At 70.3% G+C, this 18,291-nt stretch carries 10 protein-coding genes; 2 read left to right on the forward strand and 8 right to left on the reverse strand.

Annotated features, from left to right (window positions below; all coding sequences use genetic code 11):
* The first annotated feature begins 3 nt into the window (after positions 1-3).
* Positions 4-1,311 (forward strand): type VII secretion protein EccB, encoded by a 1,308-nt coding sequence (gene eccB / locus ACZZZQ_RS04765; protein ID WP_463507013.1) that lies wholly within the window; start codon positions 4-6, stop codon positions 1,309-1,311.
* Between the two features lie 43 nt (positions 1,312-1,354).
* Positions 1,355-2,695, forward strand: a complete 1,341-nt coding sequence (locus ACZZZQ_RS04770) for a S8 family serine peptidase (RefSeq protein ID WP_463507014.1) — start codon at positions 1,355-1,357, stop codon at positions 2,693-2,695.
* A gap of 116 nt (positions 2,696-2,811) precedes the next feature.
* On the opposite strand, the gene ACZZZQ_RS04775 is transcribed toward ACZZZQ_RS04770, so the two are convergent.
* From ACZZZQ_RS04775 to ACZZZQ_RS04810, 8 genes are all read right to left on the reverse strand, one after another.
* A complete protein-coding gene (locus ACZZZQ_RS04775) occupies positions 2,812-3,462 on the reverse strand; it encodes a hypothetical protein (protein WP_463507015.1) in 651 nt (216 codons plus the stop codon).
* Positions 3,459-4,289, reverse strand: coding sequence for a PP2C family protein-serine/threonine phosphatase (locus ACZZZQ_RS04780; RefSeq protein WP_056276631.1), 831 nt, complete (start codon positions 4,287-4,289; stop codon positions 3,459-3,461). Before ACZZZQ_RS04780 ends, ACZZZQ_RS04775 begins: the two co-directional genes overlap by 4 nt.
* Positions 4,286-6,115, reverse strand: coding sequence for a DUF5684 domain-containing protein (locus tag ACZZZQ_RS04785; protein ID WP_463507016.1), 1,830 nt, complete (start codon positions 6,113-6,115; stop codon positions 4,286-4,288). The genes ACZZZQ_RS04780 and ACZZZQ_RS04785 overlap by 4 nt, the downstream gene beginning before the upstream one ends.
* Positions 6,112-8,664 (reverse strand): transglutaminase domain-containing protein, encoded by a 2,553-nt coding sequence (locus tag ACZZZQ_RS04790; RefSeq protein ID WP_463507017.1) that lies wholly within the window; start codon positions 8,662-8,664, stop codon positions 6,112-6,114. Before ACZZZQ_RS04790 ends, ACZZZQ_RS04785 begins: the two co-directional genes overlap by 4 nt.
* Entirely contained in the window at positions 8,661-10,031 is a 1,371-nt protein-coding gene (locus tag ACZZZQ_RS04795; RefSeq protein WP_463507018.1) for a DUF58 domain-containing protein, read from the reverse strand. Before ACZZZQ_RS04795 ends, ACZZZQ_RS04790 begins: the two co-directional genes overlap by 4 nt.
* Complete coding sequence (locus ACZZZQ_RS04800; RefSeq protein ID WP_053099368.1) at positions 10,028-10,993, reverse strand: AAA family ATPase; 966 nt, start codon at positions 10,991-10,993, stop codon at positions 10,028-10,030. Before ACZZZQ_RS04800 ends, ACZZZQ_RS04795 begins: the two co-directional genes overlap by 4 nt.
* Before the next feature lie 98 nt (positions 10,994-11,091).
* Positions 11,092-17,082: an Ig-like domain-containing protein gene (locus ACZZZQ_RS04805; RefSeq protein ID WP_463507019.1), complete on the reverse strand. Its 5,991-nt coding sequence runs from the start codon at positions 17,080-17,082 to the stop codon at positions 11,092-11,094.
* Positions 17,082-18,212, reverse strand: a complete 1,131-nt coding sequence (locus tag ACZZZQ_RS04810) for a serine/threonine-protein kinase (protein WP_230100873.1) — start codon at positions 18,210-18,212, stop codon at positions 17,082-17,084. The genes ACZZZQ_RS04805 and ACZZZQ_RS04810 overlap by 1 nt, the downstream gene beginning before the upstream one ends.
* Between the last annotated feature and the right edge of the window lie 79 nt (positions 18,213-18,291).

Consider the following 18,291-nt stretch of genomic DNA (forward strand, 5'->3'; position numbering starts at 1 on the left):
CCCATGGCGACCAAGAAGGATCTGATCGAGGCCCAGGGCTTCAGCAGGCGCCGCCTCCTCTCGGCGTTCACCGGCGGAGCCCCCGGGGGCAAAGAGCTCGACCCCGCGAAGCCCCTGCGCGCGGTCGTCGCCGGAGTCGCACTCACGGTCGGCGTGATCCTCGTCGGGGTGTTCTGGGGAATCATGCAGCCCGGGCTCCCCGGCGACTGGCAGAACAACCGCCTGATCGTCGCGACCGACACCGGTGCCCGCTACGTCTCCGTCGAGGGCACGCTGTACCCGGTGATCAACACGGCCAGCGCACGGCTTCTGATCCCCGCCGGAGAGTTCAAGGTGGTGCGCACGGATCAGGCGGCGCTCGACGGGATCCCGGTCGGCCCCTCGATCGGCATCCTCGGTGCGCCCGATGATCTGCCCGCGCCCGCGGCACTGATCAACTCCTCCTGGACAGCGTGCATCGACGACACGGCCGGCGCCGCCGTGTCACTGTCGAGCGCGCCGATCGCCGAGGTGTCGACGGGAACCGGTGCCGTCGTCCAGCGCGGCGACGAGCTGTTCGTGATCGCAGACGGCAAACGCCACGCAGTGCCCGCCGACGATGCCAACGCCGTGCTCCGCGCCGTCGGACTCGGCACCAGCGACGTCCTCGAGGTCGACGGACGATGGCTCAACCTCTTCGAGTCCGGTGACGAGCTCGAGCCGATCCGCATCAACGGCGTCGGCGCATCGGTGCCCGGAACGGATCTGAGAGCCGGCACGATCGTGCACACCCAGGGCAGCCCTGCCGACGAGCGCTACGTGGCGCTCGGCACCGGCGAGCTCGCCAGGCTCAGTCCCCTCGCATATCAGCTCTACCTCCTCGGCAGCGGCCAGGAGGTCGGTGCTCAGCAGGAGGTCTCCCCCGCCGAGGTCGCCGACGTGGAGACCCGCCCGTACATCGGGGGCGAGGACTGGCCGACGCTGCCGTTGACCACGCTCGCCGCCGGCGAGACGCCCTGCGCGATGCTCACCGATGACGCGCACACGGTGCTCGCGGCGACGACCACCGAGTTGCCCGAGCAGCGCTCCGGCGTCGATGTGAAGGTCGGTGGCGGCGCCCTCGTCGAGGTCACGGGTGGGTCCGAGGACGCGGCGGGTCTCGCCGTGCTCATCGACGAATCCGGCACCGCGTTCGCGATCCCCGGTGCTGCAGCAGCGCAGAGCGCCGAGGAGTCCGCAAGCGGCCCCATCGCTCAGCTCGGGTACTCCCCGATGACGTCGGACAGGTGTCGGACGCGTGGATCGAGTTCTTCGCCGCCGGCCCCGCGCTGACCTCCGATGCTGCGAGAGAGTCGCCCGGCTCGGGGACCGACTGATGCGCGGCCGCACAGCCGCTCTCACGGCCGTCATCCTCGGCGCCACGCTGCTGGGCGCACCGGCATCCGCTCTGGCATCGCCTGCCGTCCCGACGTCGATCGCATCGATGGCGACGTCCGGCGATGCCTGCACACCCGGCAACGTGGTGTTCACGCCCGAGGTCCCACCCGCCCTCGCACTGCTCGGTGCTGACGAGGCCCACCGCGTCGCCACGGGCCGAGGGGTCGTCGTCGCCGTCGTCGACTCGGGCATCGATGCCGGCAATCCGCATCTCGCCGGAGCCGTGATCGGCGGTGTCGATCTCGTCGGAGACGGCGAGCGGGCTGACGGTCTGACCGACACGACCGGGCATGGCACGGCGATCGCCGGGCAGATCGCCGCACAGCCGGTCGCGGACTCCGGCGTCGTCGGACTCGCGCCCGACGCCCGGCTGCTCTCCGTGCGAGTGTTCCGCAGCGAGCAGCAGCAGGACAAGGACAAGGGGTACGGGCCCACCTCGCAGCGCATCGCGGACGGCATCCACTGGGCGGCCGACAACGGCGCGGACATCATCAACGTCTCGATCTCGCAGACAGCCGACTCCCCCGATCTCCGGGCGGCGGTCGAACACGCGTCCGCCGTCGGCGCCCTGGTCGTGGCGAGCGCCGGGAACCGGGCGTCAGATCCGGACGCGGAAGACGGCGCTCGCTACCCCGCGGCCTATGAGCAGGTTCTCGGGGTCAGCGCGGCCGACGCCACCGGGCGCGCGACCGATGACTCGATCCACGGACCCCAGGTCGGCGTGACAGCCCCCGGAAGCACGGTGCTGAGCGCAGCGGTGGGCGGGGGCGACTGCGTCTTCGCCGCCGATGCCCCTGCCTCGAGCTTCGCGACCGGATACGCGAGCGCGGCTGCCGCACTGGTGGCGCAAGCGCACCCCGACGATCCGCCCGCCGGCTGGGCGTATCGGCTCACCGCCACCGCGCTGCGAACCGACGCCGACAATCGGGACGACATCGACGGCTGGGGCTTCATCCAGCCGCTCGCCGCCATCGAGCTGCTCCCGGATGAGACGACGCGCGGGCCCGTGAGCCCATACTTCGACACCTCGGAGAGCGCCGTGCGACCGCCCGCAGCCACCGCCGACCCCGACCATGGAGCGTCGCCGTTCCTGCTCACACGGGAGGCCGCGCTGTTCACCGCGATCGGCGGAGCGACTCTGCTCGGTGTGCTCGGCATCCTCATCGTGCTGCGTCGCCGCAGAGAGCAGCCGGTCGTGGATCCGGTCGAGGTCGAACGCGAAGGCGGACTGCTCAACATCCCCGGTCCGGCATCGGGTGACCCGAGCACGTTTCACTGAGACGCGCGGCGCGATGGTCCGCAGCGACACGGCGCGGCCGCTTCAGGGCACCCAGGCGGCCCGACGGCCGGTGGGAGTGCGCGGACGCTGAGCACGGCTCCGTCAGGGTGAGGGCGTCACCCGAAGACGAAGAAGCCCAGACCCACCAGACCCGCGACCGAGACGACGCAGGCTGCTGCGAACGTGATGAGGGCCGCCCGGCTCCAGCGCAGTCCCTGCTTCGCGACCGACGGGAGATCCGGGTCCACCGTGCGCGTGGGCGCCGCGGCGCCGATCACGACGGGCGGGGCAGAAGGGCCGAGCGGGGCCGGACGCGGCCGGTAGATCTCCGGTGCCGGCGCATCCGTCGGCGCCTCGAACGAGGCGGGCACGTCAGCCTCTGCGCGGTCGGCAGAGTCGTCGCTGTCGGCGGGCTGTTCCGATCTCTTGCGTCGCACACGACGCGGCGTCCGGGAGACGAGCACCGTCGACTCGTCGACAGGGTCGTCCTCCCGATCGGCACCTGGCTCCTCAGCCTCCGCGGGTCTCCGGTCGACGACGACCGTCGCCTCGTCCACGTCATCCGCTGGCTCAGCGGGTTCGGCGACTTCGGCGGGCTCGGCAGGCTCGACGGGCTCAGCGGGCTCGGCAGGCTCAGCGGACTCGGCAGGCTCGACGGGCTCAGCAGACTCGGCGACTTCGCCGGACTCGGCGACCGGTCTCCCCCGGCGCCGATCGCGTCTGGTCAGCATGACGGTCTCTTCGACCTCGGTCTCGTCGTCCGTCATCTGGCTCGAACCGGGATCGTCGTGCCCTCGAGCATCGAATCGGTCAGCGAGGCGGATGCGGCATCGCGGCCCGCAGTGAGGTCGTCCGAGTGCCCGTTCGCGCCTCCCGAGATCACGTCGATCACGACGACCGACACGTTGTCGCGACCACCCGCTTTGAGCGCCCGGCTCACGAGAGCCGCTGCCGCGGTCTCCGGCCGCCCGTTCATCGTCAGGGTCGCTCGGATCGCCTCGTCGCTCACCTCGCCGCTCAGGCCGTCGGAGCAGATCAGCAGTCGCTCGCCGTCGACCACGGGCAGCAGCCAGCTGTCCGCGGTGCTGTCGGGAGCACCGATCGCCCTCGTGATGACGTTGCGCTGCGAGAACGTCGAGAGATCCTCGGCGCGGAGCTCACCGGCATCCACCAGTTCCTGCCCCAGCGAATGATCGATCGTCAGCTGTGTCAGCTCGTTGCCGTGGTGCCGGTAGACACGGGAGTCGCCGACATTGAAGACGAGCCAGTGCGGCACGCCGTCGTGATCGACGAGAGCGACACCGGTCACGGTGCTTCCTGCCCCGCGCTTGTGCTCGGCGGAGATGTCATCGACCACAGCCGAAGCGCGACTCAATGCCTGTCCGATGTCGGCGACGTCGACCGTCGCCCCGCGAAGCGGCTCGAACGCCTCCACCACCGCAGCGCTCGCACGATCCCCCGCCTCATGCCCGCCCATGCCGTCCGCGACGAGGAAGACCGGAGACGCCACCAGCACCGAGTCCTCATTCGCCGAGCGCGTGAGACCGGTGTCGGTGAGTGACGCGACGCTGAGGACGACCGAGGAGAGCGTCATGAATCGCGCTCCGCGATCACATGCATCCCCACTTCACCGAGGATGAAGCGGCCGTTGCCGGTGACGCTCTCTCCGGGATCGAGCAGGGTCTCGGTGCCGTTCTCCTCGACCACGACGACGCCGTTCGTGGCGTGCAGATCGGTGAGACGCCACTCGTCGTCGTGCACGACGAGACGAGCGTGCGTCTTCGACAGCGTGCGGGTCGTATCGGAGATGGCGAGTCGCTGCTCGCCCGGCTCGCCGATCGGATTGCGGCCGATCACGACGCTGGCGCCGGACAGCGAGAACTTCCGTCCGTCATCGAGCACGAGCGATCGGCGGACTCCGCGCTTGCGGGCGACGACGACGGTGGCGTCGAGGTCCTCGTCGACATCGTGCGTCGGACGCGGTGTGACGACCGTCTTGTCGACGTCGGCCGCGAGGCCTCCGAACGGCATCGCGAGGGGCGCCGGCACGGGTTCCTCGACCGCGGGTGCGGGCGCTGCATCGGCCGGGGGCACCACGGCGGCCGCAGGCACATCCGCGGTGGTCCCCGCAGCCGCGGGGGACGACGGGACAGGACGGATCACCGGCGCCTGCGGCTGTTCATCCGAGAGGCCACCATCTCGGAACGAGGGCGGAGCGGGCCGCACCATCCGCTGCGCCTCTTCGGCGGGAGCCGCGGCAGGCCGGTTCTCCGCCGGCCGCTCGAACTCGGGCACGGGAGCGGATGCCGGGGCCGCCGCCGGTCTCGGCGCCGGTGTCTGTGCCGGTTGCTGAGGCACGACGTCGTCGGATACCGGTACCGGCGGCGCGGGTGGCTGCGGCGCCGCCGGAGCCACAGGCGCGCCACCCATTGCGGCCATGATGCCGGTGGTCGGGTGCGCCTCGGTCGGAGCCGGCGGGTTCACGGCGGGTGGCTGCTCCACTGCAGGGGGCTCAGGTGCGCGCACCGGCGCGGGCGGCGCAGGAGGCTGCAAAGCCGGCGCCTGAGGAGCCGCAGGCTGAGGAGCAGGAGGCTGAGGAGCAGGAGGCTGAGGCGCAGGAGGCTGAGGAGCAGGAGGCTGAGGCGCAGGAGGCTGAGGCGCAGGAGGCTGAGGCGCAGGAGGCTGCTGCGCGAAGGACGAGGTGGGCGGCTGCGGCGGAGCGAATGATGCCGCCGGCGCACCCTGCACAGCGGGCTGTCCGGCGACGGGAACCGGCGGGGCGCCCGGGACGGGAGGCGCGCCCCACCCTGAACCCGCGGGACCACCGCTCGCCGCGGCTGCGGTCGCAGTCCGGTCGGGCTGCGCGGTCGGACGGCTCGGTGCGGCGTAGTCGGGGAACACGGGCGCGGGGGCGTCAGGCTGGCTCTGGGTATGCGGAGCCAGCGACGGGATCGTGTACCCCGATGCGTCCCTCGCCGGGGTGGCCGTGGGCTGCGAGCTTCGGCGCGGGCCGGGCTGCAGAGCGGCCAGCCGTTCGCCCTCGGGGTACGGCGGCGCCCCCCAGGCGAGAACCGTCGCCCAGACCGGGGGCAGAAGGATCGCGAGCACCGTCATTCCCGCACCGCGACCGAACCTCCGATTGATGCGGTGGGTCGCGACGACCTTGAGGTAGATGCCGTACAGCTGCACGATCGGGATGAAGTAGAACACCACCGACCACGCCGGCACTCCGCCGCGCGCCAGGATCTCCGCCTCGTTGAGGATGGGGACCCAGCCCTTCCACCCCTCTCCGTCGATGCGCGGGAAGAGGCGCGACAGCGCCAGCGCGTACCAGACGTAGACGGCGAGGCCGATGAGCACGCCGACGCCGCCGACGATGGCGAGCATCGTGACGTAGCCGGTATCCACGGGCGCGATCATGAGTTCCCCTTCTTCCGGTCGCCGGGCGACCAGGTCAATCCGAGCGTAGCGAGCACAGGCACGGCGGCCGTGAATCCACGACCGTTCGCGCCCCGTATGCGACCGACGAACGACGTCGGTCGCACGCGCATGACGATGCGATGCCACCATCTGCCTGCCGCTGCGAGCTCCGTCCGCTCGGCGTCGACGATCTCCCAGGCGGCGCGCGCATCCTCGTCCGTCGGAGGATGCTCGGCGAACACGGCGCGATCGACGATCTCTGCCAGGCGGTCCGCTGCCTCTCGGTCGGTCGAGAGCGCGCGCTGGATGCGGGTGCCTTCGGCATCCATCGGCACATCGTGGTCGGCGTACACGTCGACCAGCTCCTCCCACGCCCCGGCGAGACGCACCTCGGGATCTTCGGCGGTTCGGCGGGCCCTGGCTCGCTGCCGTTTGGCCAGCAGCAGCACGAGGAAGGGCAGCGCGATCAATGCCAGCGCGAGCATGCCGAGCCCCACAGCGCGGAGGATCGGCAGCAGGACGGCGAGCACCTCTGACTGCGGCGACTCGAGCGGAGGCGCGTCATTGTTGGAATCGCTCTGCGCCTGAGGCGGATCCAACGCCTCCGACCGGGGCTGCTCGGGCACCGTGGGATGCTCGGGCAGCTGCTCGCCCTCGGTGATGGAACTCGGAAGCATCGCGTACTGCGGTGTGGTGTCGACCGGCATCCACTCGCCGCCCGATCCTCTCACCTCGACCCAGGCGCTCATGTTCGCGCCCGTGCAGGTCTCCGTGCAGGCGGGAATGCCGGGCACCTCTTCTGCGGCCGCAAGGCGCGCACCGATCACGACTCGGGACTCGAGCCCCCAGTGCTCGGCGAGAAGCGCCGCTGCCACTGAGAACTGCTCATCGTCGCCGACCGCCGACACGAGCAGCTCCGGCGCGGCATCCGAGCCTGCCCTGCGCTCCTGTTCGAGCAGGTCGGTGAACAGCTCCTCGATGCGGGCCGCGGAGTGTCCCGCATAGCTGGGTGCGAAAGCGTACCCCTCGGACTCCTTCAACGAGGCGATCCATCCCGCCGCCGCCTCATCGTCGATCAGCGCGTGGCTGAGGTAACCGCGGGAGCGCAGGCGGTCGATGATCTCGAGATACCCGGCCCCGGTGCGGGGCTGCTCCTGCATCTCGGCCCACTCGGTGAGCGCGGGATACAGGTCGGTGTCGAGGTTCGAGGCACCGCCCTGCACGGCGGTGATATCGCCGGGGCTCGCCGGGGCGTCCACGAGCACTCTGTAGCGATCGCCCGGAACGAGCCCTTCTCCCCCGCCGGGTGCCTCTGCCACGGTGATCGCCGTGTCGCCGCCCGAGTTGACGTGGAACCCGTCGGCGAGCGCTTCGGCGCGCGCACCCGAGAAGTCCGGCGCCTCGGCGAGACCGGCCGGCGAGGGGACCCAGATGCCCCGGTAGGCGTCGCCGATCGTGATCCCGAGCGACACGCGGCCCTCGCCGGGCATCGCACTGCGGGGCAGCCGGCTGAACCGGTCGTCCGGCGCGATGTGGAAGTCCTCGCCGTCGTACGAGTCGAGGGTGACGAGCCGGAGGCGCTCCAGCGCTCCAGAATCGCCCTCCACCTGCACGACCGTGTCATCGAGAGTGCTGCCGGCGAACCACGACCGGTAGGCGCTGAGGGGGCTCGCCTGCTGCTGCACGACGATCATCGGCTCGACCTCGTCGCGCAGAACGGAGCGGTCGCTCCACCCTGCCGCGGCGGGAGCCACCGCGAAACCGGCGACGAGGGCGATCACCGCGAGACCGGCCGACAGGAGATGCCGACGGATCGTGAGCCACACCGGGGTCGCCCGGCGCGAGATGTTCGCCGCCGCGACGGTGCGCAGCGCCTGTGCCCGCTGAAGCCGCGAGCGTCCGACCAACCAGACGAGAGAGACCACGAAGAGCGCGACGCCGATCAGCCATTCCCGAGGAGCGGGAAGCGCGACGCCGAGCACCGAGACCGGAGCCGTCGTGCCGCTCACACCGAAGGCGATGCCGAAGACGCTCATCGCGGTCACGACGGGAACCGCTATGGTCGCCCGACGTCCGCCTTCGAGCACGAGCAGAGTGGCGATGAAGGAACCGAACAGCATGACCACGAGGAGCGGGATGAGCACCGCCTGGTACTCACCGAGGGGCGGGTTCAGCGTCAGCATCTGCTTCCAGCCGAGCACCACCCCCAGCACCGCGTCGCGGATTCCGCCCAGGAACGCGGGAAGCGACGGGAGCGCCGAGGGGATGGCGAGCGGAACCGAGACGACCAGATAGACGCCGGTCACCGCGAGCGCACCGATCAGCAGCCCCCACCGCAGCAGCCGGGTCAGCACGGCGACGACCATGCCCAGCAGGCCGCCGATCAGGCCGACCGCCAGCGCCCGGGGGGACTCGTACACCGGCCATGCAGCCGCCGTGGCGAGACCGATGCCGACCAGCACATATCCGAGAGACCAGAGGGTCAGAGCCGAGAGCGCGAACGTCCGGCGCGACCTCGCGACGCCGCGCCGCGGACCCGCGGCGCTCATCGCAGTGCTCCGCGGGCGAGCATCTGCGGAAGGTCGCCGAGTGCGCCCAGCGTCATCACGGCCAGTTCGCGCGCCGTGCGCAGGGTGGGCTGCTCGCCGAGTTCGCTGCGCACCGCGACCGCCTCGACCGCCGCCGGCAGAGTGATGGCGGCGTGGCGCAGCCGCTCGAGCGGCATGCGCGAGCCCGTCATCAGGAATCCGATCGACAGGTCGGGGTAGGACTGGGCGGTGAGCGCGGCGACCGCCTCGAGCCGCATCACGCGGTCGGCCGGATCGATGGTCGAGGTGGCATCGAGGAGGGCCTTGGGAGTCACCGTGGGAAGAGTGCGTATCGACAGCAACTCGGCGCGGCTGTGCTCGGGGATCTCGTTGCTCACCGAGAAGAGCACGTCACGACCGTCGCGCACACCCTGCAGGGCGAGGGATGCGGCGGCGCTGACCGTGTTCTCGAACTCGTCGTCGCTCTCGTACGACTCGCTGTCGAGGTCGAGGATGATGGCGATGCGAGCGTGCCGCGACTCCTCGTACTGACGCACCATGAGCTTGCCGGTCTTGGCGGTCGACTTCCAGTGCACGTGCCGCTGCGAATCGCCCACGACGTACTCGCGCACCGCGTGGAACGAGAGGTCGGCATCGACGAGGGTCGAACTCGGCGTGCCCTCGAGATCGCGGATGAGACCGGCGCTGGTGCTGGGCAGGCGCACCGTGACCGGATGCACGTGGATGCGCTGGACATCGGGCCAGCGCAGCTCACGGCGGAGGATGCCGATCGGATCACCGCGGGTGATGGTCATGGGGCCGACGTCGATGACACCGCGGCGGTGCGCGGCGATCGTCAGCTGCTCGCGATGGTGGGCGGCGGGGCGCAACAGGGGGACGTGCGCTTCGACGAGCCCCTCCCCCACGGGAACGTCGACGATGCCGGGCAGCGACAGACGCTCGCTGTTGTTGCGCACGTCGAGCGTCGCACCGATCTCGGCACCGGCGACCACGCGGTCGCGGTCGAGGGTCAGCTCGATGCGATAGTCGTGGGTGCCGAGGATGAAGGGGATGCAGGCGATCAGCAGCACGAGCGCGATCGCCGCCACCGCCCACGCCTCGACCCAGCCGAACAGCAGCCCGGCGGTGAGGCACAGGACCAGCGCCGCGACGACCAGCATCCCGGCGGATGTGACCGTCTCACGCACCCACGCGACAGCCGCTCGGGTTGCGCGCTCCGTGCTGCGAGCGGCCCGACGCACGCCGAAGACGGCGCCGCGGACGGGGCCGCGGCGCGTGCGGTCGTAGCGCGTGACCGTCGACGTGCGCGTCGACGTGCTGGTGCCCGCCGTGGTGCGCGTCAGACGGGACTCGGTGCTGAAGCTCACGCAGTGCCGTTCTCGCGCGGCGGCTCGACGTCGAGCAGGATCTGCCCCACCACGGCGACCGCGGTGACGCCGTCGAACTCGGCCTCCGGCTCGAGCACCAGGCGGTGCGCGAGGGCGACGACGGCGAGCTCTCGGACGTCGTCGGGGGTGACGAAGGTGCGACCGTTCTTGGCAGCCCACGTCATCACGAGACGTGACAGGGCGAGGGCTCCTCGCACACTGGCACCGAGGCGGACCTCGGACGCTCGACGCGTCGCATCGACGATGCGCATGATGTAGTCGGAGACCAGCGGGTTCACGTACACGCCGCGGGTCATCTCGGCCATCGTGAGGATGGTGTCGACGCCGACGATGCCGTCGAGCACGTGCTTCGGCTGGGCTGCTCCCTGGAGGATGCGCATGGTCGCGGCTTCGTCGGGGTATCCGATCGACGTCTTGATCATGAAGCGGTCGAGCTGCGCCTCGGGCAGACGGTAGGTGCCGCCCTGCTCGATCGGGTTCTGCGTCGCCATCACGAGGAACGGCGATCCGACCGGCCGTGTGACGCCGTCGACCGTGACCGTGCCCTCTTCCATGACCTCCAGCAGCGCCGACTGCGTCTTCGGGCTCGCCCGGTTGATCTCGTCGGCGAGCACGATGTTCGCGAAGACGGGACCGGCGTGGAACTCGAAGGCGCCCTCCTTCTGGTCGTAGACGGTGATGCCCGTGACATCGCCCGGGAGCAGGTCGGGCGTGAACTGGATCCGGGTGCTCGTTCCCGTCACGGTCTGCGCGATCGCCCGCGCGAGAGCCGTCTTGCCTGTGCCGGGGAAGTCCTCGAGCAGCACGTGGCCGCCGCTGACCGCGGCGGCGAGCACGAGCTCGATCACGTGCCGCTTGCCGAGGATCGCCTGTTCGACGTTGGCGGTGAGGATCGAGAACGTCTCGGCGAACCAGGCGGCCTGTTCGGCGGCGATGGTCACGGGAGCAGCGGAGGGAGCAGGCATAGGGCAACCGTATTCGTCTCTGGCACCTGCGCTGTGCAGGGCGGTGGGGAGGGGGAGTCGTCATCGCGGCGGGTTCATCCGGCAGGATCGGCGGGGTCGGCAGGCTTGTCGGAGTCCTTCGGATCCTCCGGCTCCGGCTCCGGTTGCGTGCACAGCGTCACGCGGTGCGTGATCGGCTTGAGCGAACTGAAAGCGCCCGTCCACGTGATCTTCATGTCGACCATGGAGATGCCGTCGACGATCCTCGGAGTCACGGCGAGGGAGTACGAACCGCGGGCGGCAGGGCTGACGACGAACGCGTCATCCGGGTTGGCGGGCACACACTCGCGGAACTCGACCGCCACCGTCGTCGGCGCCGTCCGGGGCGAGATCTCGACCGAATCGGAGCAGTACTCCCGCAGCACCGCGTGGCAGGAGCGCGCCCCGACCGGCAACGGTGATGAGTCGGTGCTCAGCTGGAAGTCCGACCGCCAGGACCCGTACATGTAGTACTGCGGAACGAAGCCGTCTCGCACGGCGATGTCGGGCGCCGACTCGAGCCGGTAGGAATAGCGGTTGTCCTGGACCGACGGCTGGGTGGCGATCGTGTAGCTCGTGTTGCCCTTCGGGCCTTCCACGAAGGTGAACGTGAAGACCTGGGTGGTCGCCGACTCGGCGACGCCGAAGCCGTTCGATGCGCACGCCTTCACGTTGTAGGTCGAGTACTCGGCGAGCTTGGTGAGGGTGGGTGACGACGACTGCGCCTCCGCACCCGAGACCTGCAGACGACCGTCGCCGTCAGCGGTGCAGCTCGCATTGCCCGATCGCCAGGCGAGGTACACGACGTCGATGCCGAGGGCGCTGCCGTTCGGCTGCGCTGCCACTCCCGAGACGTCGATCGAGGTGTTCGACGTCGCGGTCGCGCGTGCTCCCGAGGGGTCGAAGTAGACGGTTCCCGCAGCGGTGACGGACGTGCGGAAGGCTCCGCCCTCGTTTCCACCATCGCCCGTCGGCGGCTGGAACTGGCTGATCGGGACGATCGTGATGTTCTGCGGGCCCGGCGCCAGCGCGATGTCGGCCGTCGTCGTCGCGCCGGTGCGGTTGATGACCTGCCCGGTCTCCTCGATGCGGAACGCGAGGGAGTCGTCCGACGCATCGACCGCGAGAGCGACGATGCCGCGCCCGCGCTCCGTGCTGCCGGGGCGATAGACGGGTGTGGCGTTCGCCTTCGACACCACAGGGGCGGCATACGCCCAGCTGGTGTGCGGTGACGTCGCCGCCGATGTGCCGACCGAGTTGACGGCCGCCGCGGTGAAGACGTGCGGCGCTCCGTTGACGAGTCCGTTCACCGTGCACCGGTAGGCACCTGCCGCCGGGCTGCACGACGCGTTCGCCGGCGCTCCGTCCTGCAGGATCTCGACCCCCGTGACGCCGGGGTGCGCGCGACCGGCCTCACCGAGGGGCACGTCGAGCACCACGGTCGAGCGGGTGAATCCGACCGTCGTGACGCTGGCGGGTGCCTGCGGGAAGCCCTGCAGATCGAGGGTCAGAGTTCCGGTGCCGGTGCGCCCCTGCGCATCCTGCACGACGAAGGGGATGATGCACTGTCCACCCGGCGCCTGCCCTCCGCCGGGCCAGCTCGCCGTGATCGCCTTGCTTCCCGAAGTCGAGATCGACGCGACATCGCATCGTGTGCCCCCGCCGAGGGACATCAGTCGGAGGCCCGATCCGGGCTTCCCGGCGAACGGGTCGTACTCCCCGGCGACGTCGACGACGTCGATGGTGCAGCTGGGGTTCGTCACGATGCACTGCTTCGTGAAGGTCGCGCCGCGCGGCGCATCCGGCGGCGCGGCTCCGACGACGAGACGGACGGATGCCGACGGCTCGCCGTACTGGGGCACCGTGACGCTGACGTTCTCGGCGTTGCCGGGTCGCGCGTCTGCGCGTGCCTCGATGGTCAGCTGAGGCCCGTTTCGGGTGACGATGAAGGCCGAGCCCGAATAGACGATCCGGTACTCGAGGGATCCCGCGTCACCCTCACGTCCGCCCTCCCACGCGGCCATGTTCGCGTACATGTCGACCGTCTCGGTGGTTCCGGGGGCGATCGTGTGCGAGATCGACGACAGCAGCAGCTGCGGCTCGGCAGGACGGATGCTGATCGGCACGTCGATGAACGACCAGCGCTCCTGCCCCTGCAACCGCACCTGGACCAGGCAGGTGTCCGACCATGGCGCTTCACGGCCGGCGCGATACGTCGCGCTGCCTGCACCCTCGGCGGAGCACGATGCGGCCGCCCGCTGCGCGGTGAACTGCCCGGATCCCACTTCGAGGGCATCTGAGGAGGTCAGGTCGACGTAGTCCGCCGCATCGAACGAGACCGAGGCGTCCTCGTCGACCACGACAGGAGTCGAGGCGGGCTTGAGCTGGACCTGCATGTCGTCGAAGGCGGGTATGCGCAGGAACCCGTAGGCGACCACCGCTCTGCCGCCCGATCCCTCGCCCTTCAGCTGGAACGGAACGAGCGCACCGTCTTCGGGGGCCGCGCCCACGATGCGGTTCCCCCGAACAGTGAACCCGGGCTGGTCGCCCCACAGGCTCAAGGTGAGGGAGGAGGCGTCACCCGAGGGCCAGCTGACACGATCGGTCACGACGTCGATGCCGCGATCCGGGAGCTCCTCCCGATCGCGCGCAGTGAGCACCGTGTCGGCGACGCTCGGCTGGTCGGCGACCGCACCGTCGGTCACGGTCACGACGATGAGACCCTGCGACGTGCTGGATGTGCGAGTGGACCTGACCGTATAGAAGTAGGAGTTCGTGCCGGCGGTGTCCCCCGCGCGCAGCACGACACGGCCGTCTTCGAGAGAGGTGTCGGGATCGATCAGCGCGTTCAGGCGGTCGTAGAGCGGATTCCCCTTGACCGGTGGCGCGTTCGGGATGAGTTCGGTGATCTCGAGCTCGCTCTGCGCCGGATCGAGGTCGTTGAGACGCGGGTCGAGGACGATCGGTGTCGTCGATCCGGCCTCGACGCGCACGTAATCGCTGAAGGTCACGGGCGCCGCGTCATCGATGTCCGCGTCGAGCACGCCGACGCGGACGGTGCCCGTCCCCTGCTCGCCCTGCGGGTCGCGCACCGTGTATCCGAAGCTGACCTGACCGCCGTCGACACCGCCCGCGGGCGCCCGGTAGACGATCGCGTCGCCGTCGGCCGAGATCGTCGCCGTGCCCGCACCCTTCTGGGGCTGGTCGACGCCCGCGAGCACGACTCGATCGCCATCGCTGTCCATGCCGGTCGAAGGCACGGGCAGCGACACGGTCTGACCGCTGAGGACTCGGCCGGTCAGGGTCGACGGCGTCGGGGCACGGTTGGTGCCCGGAGGCACGACCGTGACCGTCACGACACCGTTGTCGGCGAGGGCGGGGTTGCGCTCGAGTGACACCGAGTACGACAGACGGTAGGTGCCGGGCGTCGTGGGTGCGAGATAGCGCAGCGCGTTGCGGTCGGCGAAGACGAGCTCACCCGATTCGCCCGAGCCGGTCACCTCGGGGAGAACGACCAGGGGCTCCCCTCGCGGCGCCACGTCGTTGGCCGTGACAGCGATGCGCGTGAGCGAACCTGCGCGCACGGTGATCGCGTCGGGGAAGACGATCGGACGCGTCACCGTCGACGGCGGCGTGAGGAAGACCGTGACGGTTCCCTGCACTGCGGCACCGGTGCCGTCGGCGATCGTCACGGTGGCCTTGCCGATGACCCCGGGCTCGCCGTCCTCCGTGGTGCCGTTCACCCGGATGCTCTCGTTGCCGACCACACGCACGCCGAGCTGCGGCGTCGAGCTCACCGCATCGGCCAGCATCAGCACCCGACCACTGGTGTTCTGCACGGCGCGGATGACGTCGACCGTCGTGTCCTCGCCCTCGCGGACGAACGCGGTCAGCGGTGCCATCGCGAGGCCCGCGGATCCGTCGACCGCGGTGATGCGGATGACGGCCGACTGCTCGGCCTGGGTGGTGACGTCCTGAGCCGTGTAGGTGACGACGTACTGCCCCGGTTCGGCCACCGTCATCTCGACGGTGCCGGATGCCGCGTTCGGGTTGACCTCGAGTCCCTGCGCGGTCGCCGCAGTCTGCACAGCGTCGACGAGACGATACGAACCGGAGCCGCCGGACAGATGATCTGAGATGCGCACCGATTGGAGCTCCCCGACACGCGCGGTCAGCGCGACCGGCGAGGCGACGAGAGCCGGGCTCCCTGTGACCTGCACATCGAGGGTCTTCTCCGCGGTCGCACCGTGCACGTCCTCGACCACCACGGTGACCGAGATCACGGCATCCGCGGCATTCGGGTCGGTGTGGCGGATGGCCACCCGTCCGTCGGCCATCGGCACGACCATGACGGGCGACGAGGAATCGGTCTCGTAGGCATCGCTGAGCACGAACGGATCGCCCTCGGGATCGACCCAGCCCGACAACGCCGAGACGACCGTGCTGCCGCCCGGAAGGAGCTGGGGCGTCGGCCACTCCTGCTGGCAGGCGTCGACTCCGCACCACACGGGCGCGGAGTTCGCTTCCGGATCGACGACGGTCAGGGTCACGGTCGCCGGAGCCGACACCGCGGCGCCGTCGGTGACCGCATATGTGAAGCTCGCCTGCCCCGAGCCCGCCTTGACGTCGACCACCAGCGACTGCCCGTTCGCGACGAGGGTCAGGTCACCGAACGCCGGGTCGCCGAGCCCGCCCGAGACCGATTCGGGATCGATCGACAGCACGTCCTTCTTGTTCGGATCGTGGTCGTTGAGGAGCACCGGCAGGATCACCTGCTCGCCCGCACGGACACCGAATGCGTCGTCGACGGCGACGGGCGGCATCTGCTCGGCCACGTCCTCGACGATGATCGTGCCCTCCTGCTGCTCGGTGTCGTCTTCGATCGCCCACTGCTCGAGCGGGATGAGCACGCCGTCGGGGGCCGTCCAGATGAGTCCGGTACCGATCTCGCTCAGCACCGCTCGATCGCCGTTCTCCTGGAAGACCGGTTCGATCGTCGAAGAGTCGAGGGCCTCGTCCGGAACACGCAGCGGAACGGTCTCGCCACCTGCCCACAGAGTGCCCGCACCCGTGTCGAGCCAGGCGGCATAGACCTCGCCGTCGACGACGACCGGCGTCGCCGGCACGCCCGACGCGTCAGCGACCCGCTCCGACTCTCCGGAATCCAGATCGACCGACACGAGTCCGTCGGAGTCGGCGATCGACACGTTCTCGCCCGACTCAGCGCCCTCCTGGAGACGCGCGTCCTCAGCGACGTCCAGCTCCACGGGTTCGTCGCGCCCCTGCAGCCACAGCTCGCCGGTGCCCGCCTGGAGCATCGCCCAGCGGTCGCCCACGACCGTGACGAGGAGGCCCTCTGCGGCATCCGGAGCCTGCGAGACGGACTCAGGATCGCCGAGGAAGCGGTGCTCGTCGATGTCGAACCGGCGGATCGCGCCCTCGTCTGCGGAGAAGAGCACCAGCAGGCCCGCGGGCGACAGCCCGATCGCATCCGCCGTGTACGTCGGAGGGTCCTCGCCCTCCTCGACCTCGACGCCCGCGAACGGGTCGACGAGAGCAGTGGCGGCACCCGCCTCGAGAGTGGTGACCGATACCTGGCCGGTGTCGGTGCGATACGCCACATAGGCACCGGCCGACAGGATCTCCCGCGTGCCCGCCGGCGTCGGCTCGGAAGCGATCGGCGTGCCTTCATCCGACGCGTCGGAGAGCAGGTCGGCGGGATTCGCGGGGTCGAGATCCCACCGCTGCCTGTTGCCCTGGGCGTAGATGACGGCCGCCGAGCCGCTCTGCCAGACGGCCTCGGGATCGTCGACGTTGCGCACGGTGTCGATCTCGGCGAGCTCGGTGTTCACGCGGGCGTACTGGCCGCTGTCGCGCATGACCCAGACGGACGACTCGAGGCGGGGCACCTCCTGCGACTGGTATCCCTGGGCCGTGATGGCGAGCGTGAGCACCACCGCCAGGGCGGCGACACCCGAGATGGCCGCGATCAGGCGTCCGCGCGATCGGGGGTTCGCCTCCGATCGAGCGCGGTCGCCGATGGCCATCACAGGACCCCGGTCAGGTAGAGCACGCCGACGCCGACGCCACCGAGGACCGCTGCTCCGATCAACGCGCCGATCACGCCGGCGACGAGGGGCGAGCGGGTCTTCGCACGCGCGGCGGGCAGTTCGTCGCGGTCGCGCGGCATCGCCTGCTGCTTCGCGGCGCGCACTGCACGTCGCGAGTCGGGGGCGACGGTGGTGATCACCGGGCCGCGGGCGCTGGAGTCGGAGAAGCTGACGGGCGCTGCTGCGGCCCATTCAGCGGACGCCGCCTCGAAGGCCGTCGGGTGCAGACCCAGCTCGAACTGCGCCCAGCGCAGGCGTTCCGCGAAGTCGGCCATGCTCGCGAACCGTCTGGCCGGATCACGGTGCATCGCGGTCGCGAAGATCTCGTCGATGATCGGCGGGATGCCGGGTATCGGCACCGCGGTATAGCGCGCCTTGATGATGCGCTCGGTGAGCTGGTCGCGGGAGTTGGAGCCTCGGTCGGCGCGTTCGAACGGGCTTCTTCCCGCGAGGAGCGTGTACAGGGTGGCTCCGAGGCTCCAGATCTCGCTCGGGACGGATCCGGAGACGCGCTCCTGCAGCACCTCCGGCGAGCTCCACGGCACCGACATCGCGATGGTCTCTCCGTCGCCCTCGTCGATCACGGCGGCCGCGATGCCGAAGTCGGCCAGCACGGGGGCGCCGAGGGAGTTGATGAGCACGTTGGACGGCTTGATGTCGCGATGCAGGAGTCCGGCCCTGTGCACGGTCTCGAGGGCGCCTGCCATGCGCACGCCCGTGTCGAGCACCTCGGCGAGCGCCAGCGGCGCCTTCTTGTACCGGGCGCTCATGGTGTCGGGGCAGTACTCCATCGCGAAGTACGGCCGACCGTCTGCAGAGATGGACGCCTGATAGATGGTGACGATCGAGGGGTGGGCGCTGAGCCGCGCGGAGATGTCGGCCTCGACGTTGAAGGTGCGGAGAACCTCGCGGTTCACGGCATCCGCCAGCAGCACCTTCACAGCGGCGACGCGTCGCGGCATGTCCTGTTCGTAGAGGAAGACATCTGCGAACCCGCCGGATCCGAGCGGACGCACATAGCTGTACCCCGCCAGCGTCGGCGGTGTCGATGCCATGCGCGTGGCCACCCATGCTCCTCACGGTCGGTCGGGAGACCGCGCTCTGCATGATCCCTGCGCGCCGCGCTGGGCGATCCCCCCGACCACG

The sequence above is a fragment of the Microbacterium sp. AC132 genome, assembly GCF_979258525.1.

Excerpts from the sequence above, each read along its gene's own strand:
- ACZZZQ_RS04780 (WP_056276631.1), bottom strand. The coding sequence starts at position 4,289 with ATGACGCTCTCCTCGGTCGTCCTCAGCGTCGCGTCACTCACCGACACC.
- ACZZZQ_RS04805 (WP_463507019.1), bottom strand. The coding sequence starts at position 17,082 with ATGGCCATCGGCGACCGCGCTCGATCGGAGGCGAACCCCCGATCGCGC.
- ACZZZQ_RS04775 (WP_463507015.1), bottom strand. The coding sequence starts at position 3,462 with ATGACGGACGACGAGACCGAGGTCGAAGAGACCGTCATGCTGACCAGA.
- ACZZZQ_RS04770 (WP_463507014.1), top strand. The coding sequence starts at position 1,355 with ATGCGCGGCCGCACAGCCGCTCTCACGGCCGTCATCCTCGGCGCCACG.
- eccB (WP_463507013.1), top strand. The coding sequence starts at position 4 with ATGGCGACCAAGAAGGATCTGATCGAGGCCCAGGGCTTCAGCAGGCGC.
- ACZZZQ_RS04785 (WP_463507016.1), bottom strand. The coding sequence starts at position 6,115 with ATGATCGCGCCCGTGGATACCGGCTACGTCACGATGCTCGCCATCGTC.
- ACZZZQ_RS04790 (WP_463507017.1), bottom strand. The coding sequence starts at position 8,664 with ATGAGCGCCGCGGGTCCGCGGCGCGGCGTCGCGAGGTCGCGCCGGACG.